The sequence below is a fragment of the Massilia glaciei genome (assembly GCF_003011895.2).
GTDB classification, from domain to species: domain Bacteria; phylum Pseudomonadota; class Gammaproteobacteria; order Burkholderiales; family Burkholderiaceae_D; genus Telluria_A; species Telluria_A glaciei.
The window spans coordinates 1-5,393 of sequence record NZ_PXWF02000128.1 but is presented as its reverse complement, the minus strand read 5'-3'; the positions used below and the strand labels follow the sequence as shown (position 1 = coordinate 5,393).

The 5,393-nt window shown below is 69.4% G+C and carries 6 protein-coding genes; 1 reads left to right on the top strand and 5 read right to left on the bottom strand.

Annotation, left to right across the window (positions count from 1 at the left end):
• Together fliG and fliF are read right to left on the bottom strand one after the other, a co-directional pair.
• Positions 1 to 939 (bottom strand): flagellar motor switch protein FliG (fliG, locus tag C7C56_RS09630; RefSeq protein ID WP_106757220.1); only part of this gene is annotated, 939 nt, incomplete at its 3' end.
• Positions 932 to 2,611, bottom strand: a complete 1,680-nt coding sequence (fliF, locus tag C7C56_RS09625; protein WP_106757219.1) for a flagellar basal-body MS-ring/collar protein FliF — start codon at positions 2,609 to 2,611, stop codon at positions 932 to 934. The genes fliG and fliF, both read right to left, overlap by 8 nt.
• Positions 2,612 to 2,902: 291 nt before the next feature.
• On the opposite strand from fliF, the gene fliE reads away from it, so the two are divergent.
• The gene (gene fliE / locus C7C56_RS09620; protein ID WP_370660192.1) at positions 2,903 to 3,256 is read left to right on the top strand and encodes a flagellar hook-basal body complex protein FliE; all 354 of its coding nucleotides are present in this window, start codon (positions 2,903 to 2,905) and stop codon (positions 3,254 to 3,256) included.
• Positions 3,257 to 3,568: 312 nt separating this feature from the next.
• Here fliE and C7C56_RS09615 read toward each other — a convergent pair whose 3' ends face one another.
• The 3 genes from C7C56_RS09615 to fliK form a co-directional block, all read right to left on the bottom strand.
• Entirely contained in the window at positions 3,569 to 4,327 is a 759-nt protein-coding gene (locus C7C56_RS09615; protein WP_307719038.1) for a flagellar brake protein, read from the bottom strand.
• 2 nt (positions 4,328 to 4,329) lie between these two features.
• A complete protein-coding gene (locus C7C56_RS09610; protein WP_106757217.1) occupies positions 4,330 to 4,668 on the bottom strand; it encodes an EscU/YscU/HrcU family type III secretion system export apparatus switch protein in 339 nt (112 codons plus the stop codon).
• Positions 4,661 to 5,393, bottom strand: a 733-nt coding sequence (fliK, locus tag C7C56_RS09605) for a flagellar hook-length control protein FliK (protein WP_146204378.1), incomplete at its 5' end; no start/stop codon positions are given. The genes fliK and C7C56_RS09610, both read right to left, overlap by 8 nt.

The window sequence follows — 5,393 nt, the reverse complement described above, 5'->3', positions numbered from 1 at the left end:
CACGATCTGCAGGATCAGCTTTTGCTGCAGCTCGACCTCGGACAGGCGCACCGGGCCCTTGGAGTCGAGGTCGTCGCGCATCATCTCGCCGGCGCGCGCCGACATGTTCCTGAAGATTTTCTCGCGCAGGTCCTGCGAGGCGCCCTTGAGCGCGATGATCAGCATCTCGGACTGGACCTCGCGCAGCAGCAGCTGGATGCTGCGGTCGTCGATGTCGGTGATGTTGTCGAACACGAACATCTCGTCCATGATCTTCTCGGCCATGTCGTTGTCGTAGTTCTTGATGTTGTCCATCACCGCGCCCTCCTGCTCGCCGCTCATGTAGTTGAGGATCTCGGCGGCCGCGCGCACCCCGCCGAGCGAGGATTTCTTGGCGTTGTTGTCGCTGCCCGAGAGCAGCTTGGTGAGCACGTCGTTGAGCTCGCGCAGCGCCGCCGGCTGCACGCCGTCGAGCGTGGCGATGCGCAGCATGATGTCGTTGCGCAGGCGCTCGTTGAAGAAGCCGAGCACCTCGCAGGCCTGGTCGCGTTCGAGGTGGACCATGATGGTGGCGATGATCTGCGGGTGCTCGTTGCGGATCAGCTCCGAGACGGCCGCCGAATCCATCCACTTGAGGCTCTCGATGCCGGCCGCGTCCTTGCCGCCGAGGATGCGCGAGAGCAGCACCGAGGCCTTGTCGTCGCCGAGCGCCTTGGTCAGCACCTGGCGCAGGTACTGGTCGGAGTCGAGGCCGACGGTCGAATTGAGTTCGGTCTGCTCGACGAAGGCCTCGAGCACGTCGACCACCTCCTCGTGCTGCACGCTCTTCATGGCGGCCATCGCGGCGCCGAGCTTGAGCACCTCGCGCGGGCCCAGGTAGCGCATCACCTCGGCCGCCTCGGCCTCGCCGATGGCGAGCATCAGGATGGCCGCCTTCTGGATCCCCCGGTCGTTACTCATTGGAGCCCCCCACCCATGTCTTGACCACGTTGGCGACCACCCGCGGGTCGTTCGAGGCGAGCGTCTTGGCCAGCGCCAGGTTCTCGCGGTAGCCGCGGTTCTGCTGCGAGTCGAGCGCCTCGCGCGCGGCCCGCTCGCGCGCGGCCTGCTCCTCGTATTCGGCGCTACGCGCCTGCGGCACGTAGGCCGGCACGTCCGAGATCTGGTCGATGCGCCGCATCACGGGGCGCAGCATCGGGCGCAGCACGCGGAAGAACAGGAAGCCGAACGCCAGCGCGATGAGCAGCCACTTGCCGACCTGTTTGGCCAGCGCCCAGCTCTCCGGGTTGTCGAGCAGCGCGGTGGCGGCGGGCGCCTCGACCGGCCGGTCGACGCCGTCGAACGGGGCGTTGGTCACGGTCAGGGTGTCGCCGCGCTCGGCGTTGAAGCCCATCGCCTCGCGCACCAGGCTGGTGATCTGGGCCACCTCGGCGGCCGTGAGCGCGGTCACGGTCACGCGCCCGCTGCGCGCGTCGACGCTGCGCCGGTGGTTGACCAGCACCCCGACCGAGAGCCGCTTGATGCCGCCCATCGGCTTTTGCTCGTAGCGGATGGTCTTGTCGAGCTCGTAGTTGATGGTGGCGTCGCGCCGCCCGTTGGCGGGCGCCGCGGCCGGGGCCGGTGCGGGCGCGCCGGCGACCGTGGTCAGCGGGGCGGTGGCGCCGCCGGGCGGCTGGTTCGACAGCGCGCCGGGCACGCCGGAGGCCGGCAGCGGCGTGCTGCCGGCCTCGGAGGTCTGCTCGCTACGCTTGGCCGACGGCGCCGGCTGCGAATTGGGCTTGTAGGTCTCGGCGGCGGTGTCGACCTGGGCGAAGTCGATGTCGGCGGTGGCCTCGGCGCGCACGTTGCCCGGGCCGACCAGCGGCGTGATGAGCGACTCGACCTGCTTGACGATGCCCTGCTGGATCTGGCTGACGTACTTGAACTGGTTGGGGTCGAGCTGCTTGCCGCCGAGCTTGCCGCCGGCGTCCGACAGCAGGTTGCCGTTCTGGTCGACCACGGTCACGTTCGAGACCGGCAGCTCGGGCACGCTCGAGGCGACCAGGTGCACGATGGCGCTGACCTGGCCGGCGTCGAGCACGCGGCCCTGCTGCAAGTTGAGCAGCACCGAGGCGGTCGGCTTTTGCACGTCGCGCACGAACACCGACGGCTTGGGCAGGGCCAGGTGCACGCGCGCGGCGAGCACGGCGGCGAGCGACTGGATCGAGCGCGCCAGCTCGCCCTCGAGCGAGCGCTGGTAGTTGACCTGCTCGTGGAATTGCGAGACCCCGAGCTTCTGGTTCTCCATCAGCTCGAAGCCGACGTTGCCGCCCTTGGGCAGGCCCTGCGCGGCCAGTTTCAGGCGCACGTCGTGGACCTTGTCGGCCGGCACCATGATCGCCGCGCCGCCCTCGGAGAACTTGTGCGGCACGCCCATCTGCTCGAGCGAGGCGGTGATGGCGCCGCCGTCGCGGTCGGTGAAATTGGAGAACAGCACGCGGTATTCGGGTTGCTGGCCCCACATCCAGAGCACGGCCATGAGCGCGAGCACGCCGGCCAGGCCGAGGCCGAGCAGGAAATTGCGCCCCATCGGGCTTTGCGCGAACGAGGGCTGGGCGGTGGTGGGGTCGAGCAAATCTTGCGCTGCTGCCATGATCAGTTTTCCGGGGGCGCCCTGGCCCCATCGCGTGAAAGGTGCCCGGACCGCGGGCGCAACGGTCGAGGAAAGCATCATTATCGGACGGCAAGGCGCGATTCAATCGTCCAAACAGAGCGCGCTTTCGCCCCCTGTAGGGCCGAAGGCGGCGCCCGGGCGGTGCTATTCTGGCAGCCTGACTCCGCCTGCCTGTGTATTGTACCCGGCAAGCTTGCCCCCGGGAACGGGTTAAGGGTGGAGTCGGGGCTGGAGTGATCACGCAGAACAACGAAGGGGGACACGATGAGCATGGGCGGCATAGGCGGCATAGGGGCGATAGACGGCGGCCGGATCGAGGCCATGATCGCCCAGCTCAAGGCGGCCGCGGCCAAGCCGGGCGGGGGCGTGGAGGCCGGCGCGCCGGCGCAGCCCGCGGGCAAGGTCGATTTCGCGGACGCGCTCAAGGCCTCGCTCGAACAGGTCAGCGCCAACCAAATCGAAGCCGGCGAGCTCGGCAAGCGTTTCACGGCGGGCGACAATGCGGTGAGCCTGTCGGACGCGATGATCGCGATGCAAAAGGCGAGCATCGGCTTCCAGGCCACGGTGCAGGTGCGCAACAAGCTGGTGTCGGCTTATCACGAGATCATGAACATGCAGGTGTGAGTGGCGCCCGGCGCGACCCGCGGAAGTCGTTTCTGCCCCCACGTTATCCCCGCGAAAGTGAGCGGGCAATCACGTGCAGTCCGATCCTTTAGGCCCGCGACCTACGCGTAAAAAATGTGAGGCGACCCATGACTGCATGTTGAGCATGCAGCCACGCGCCGTCGCCAAATGTCGACGGCGTTGTTCGCGGGCCTAAAGGTTCGAACTGCGCGTTTCGGCAAACTCTGTATGGGTCCCCGCTGAGGGGGGCGCCGAGCCCGGGGATGACGGTAAGGTCAGCCAGCGAATCGCCATGCCAAGTGTTCATCGAGCTCAGCCGAGCCCGGCCACGCGCGCGTTGTGCTCGCGCTCGAGGCGCGTGATGTAGCGCTGGATCAGATTCAAATTGCCGCGCGAGATGTCGACGAACTCGCATCCGAGCCGGTGCCGGGTCTTGTTGTTGAGCACCGTCAGGTCGAGCGCGTTGCGGATGTGCAGCGCGGTCGTGACGCTGCCGATCTCGGGCAGGTCCAGCACGCAGCCCTGGAAGTGGCTGCCGATGCTGTTGCCAAGAACCAGTTTTTGGTCGAACAGGGCGATGCCGCCGCAGCTGATGTCGGCCAGCGGGAAGGCCGCCGTGCCGCCGCCGAGTTCGGGCGGCAGGGGGATGCACACCATCACGGGCAGGCTGACCGGCGTGGCCATGCGGTAGAACTCGCGCCGCTGGAGCCGGATCATGGTCTCGGGGATCGCCATCTCGAGCGCGGGCCGGCCCTCGTGCGTGACGGAGCGCAATTGGCTGCTCGAGAACAGGATGCGGATCTTGTCGAGCGTGGTCTCGAAGGCGATCCGCTCGGCGCCGCCGGCGCGCCGGCTCTGCTCGGCGTTGACGGGGCAGTCGAGCACGACCGTGCCGCGCTCGGTGTCGACCTCCAGCACGGCCGTCAGGCAGACGTCGGTCTCGCCCTTGATCAGCATGCGCACGAGCTGCTTCTTGTCGCCGATGGCGCGCAGCAGGGTGACGATCTCGCGCGCCGAGTCGATCTCGAAGTCGTGCCAGTCTTGTTGCTGGTCGTTATGGGGATGCATCATCGCTAGCCGTCAATGTGGTCGTCGGGTGTGGTGGCGGGATCGGGCGGGGCCGGCGCGGCGGCGCCGCTCGCCTGCGCGGACTCGACATAATATAGCCACGCCAGCAGTTCCGCAATCGCACGGTACAGCCCGGGCGGAATCTGGCGGTCGAGGTCGACATCCATGAGCAGCGCGACCAGCTCCTTCGACTCGTGCACGAACACGCCGGCCTCCTGCGCGCGCGCGATGATTTTCCCGGCCAGCAGGCCCTTGCCCTTGGCCACGACCTTGGGCGCGGCGTCGCCGTCCCGGTAGGCGAGCGCGACGGCCGATTGTTGCTTCCCGCCGGCGCGCTCAGCCATCGCGCCCGTCCCGCCGCGCGCCGGCGCCGATCTCGAGCGAGGACAGGGCGATGCCGGCCGCCGCCATGGCGCCGTCGAGCGCGCCCGCGTGCCGGCGCAGCAGTTCGGCCGCCGCGCCGTCGGCGCCGGTGCGCAGCTGGAGTTCGAGCACGTCGCCGCGCAGCACCAGCCGGGCGTCGATCTCGCCGAGCAGGGGGAAGCGCAGGCGCAGCCGGCTGTGCCAGTCGTGCGCCGCTTCGGGCCCGCCGCCGCGGCCCTGATCGGGCTGCTCGCGCGCGACATCCCATTCGAGGTCCTGGCCCGGCCACAACTGGCCCTGCCAGGCCAGGCGCGCGTGCTCCTGGGCGCCCAGCTGCAGGTTGATCAATTGGGCGGTTGCGGGGTCGGTCAGCGCGGCGCGCGCGCCCGGCCCGTCTTGCGCGGCGCGCAGCATCTGCGGCTCGCGCATCAGTTCGGAGAGCGCGCGTTTGCCCTCGGCCCATTCGGCCAGGTGCGACTCGTAGAACAGGCCGCTCTTGGCGAGCGCCTCGCGCAGCGCGCCGGCCAGTTGCGCGGGGTCGGCCCCGGGCGCGGGCGCGAGCGGCGCGGCGGCGCGCACGGCCCCGCTGGTGTCGGGGTGTTTCAGGGCCGCGCCCAGCACGCTCGAGAGCGTCCTGGCGGCCTCGCTCAGCTGCGCGTTGCCGGCCGCCGCGCCCTCACCGGGCGCGCCGGCGCCGGCGAACTGG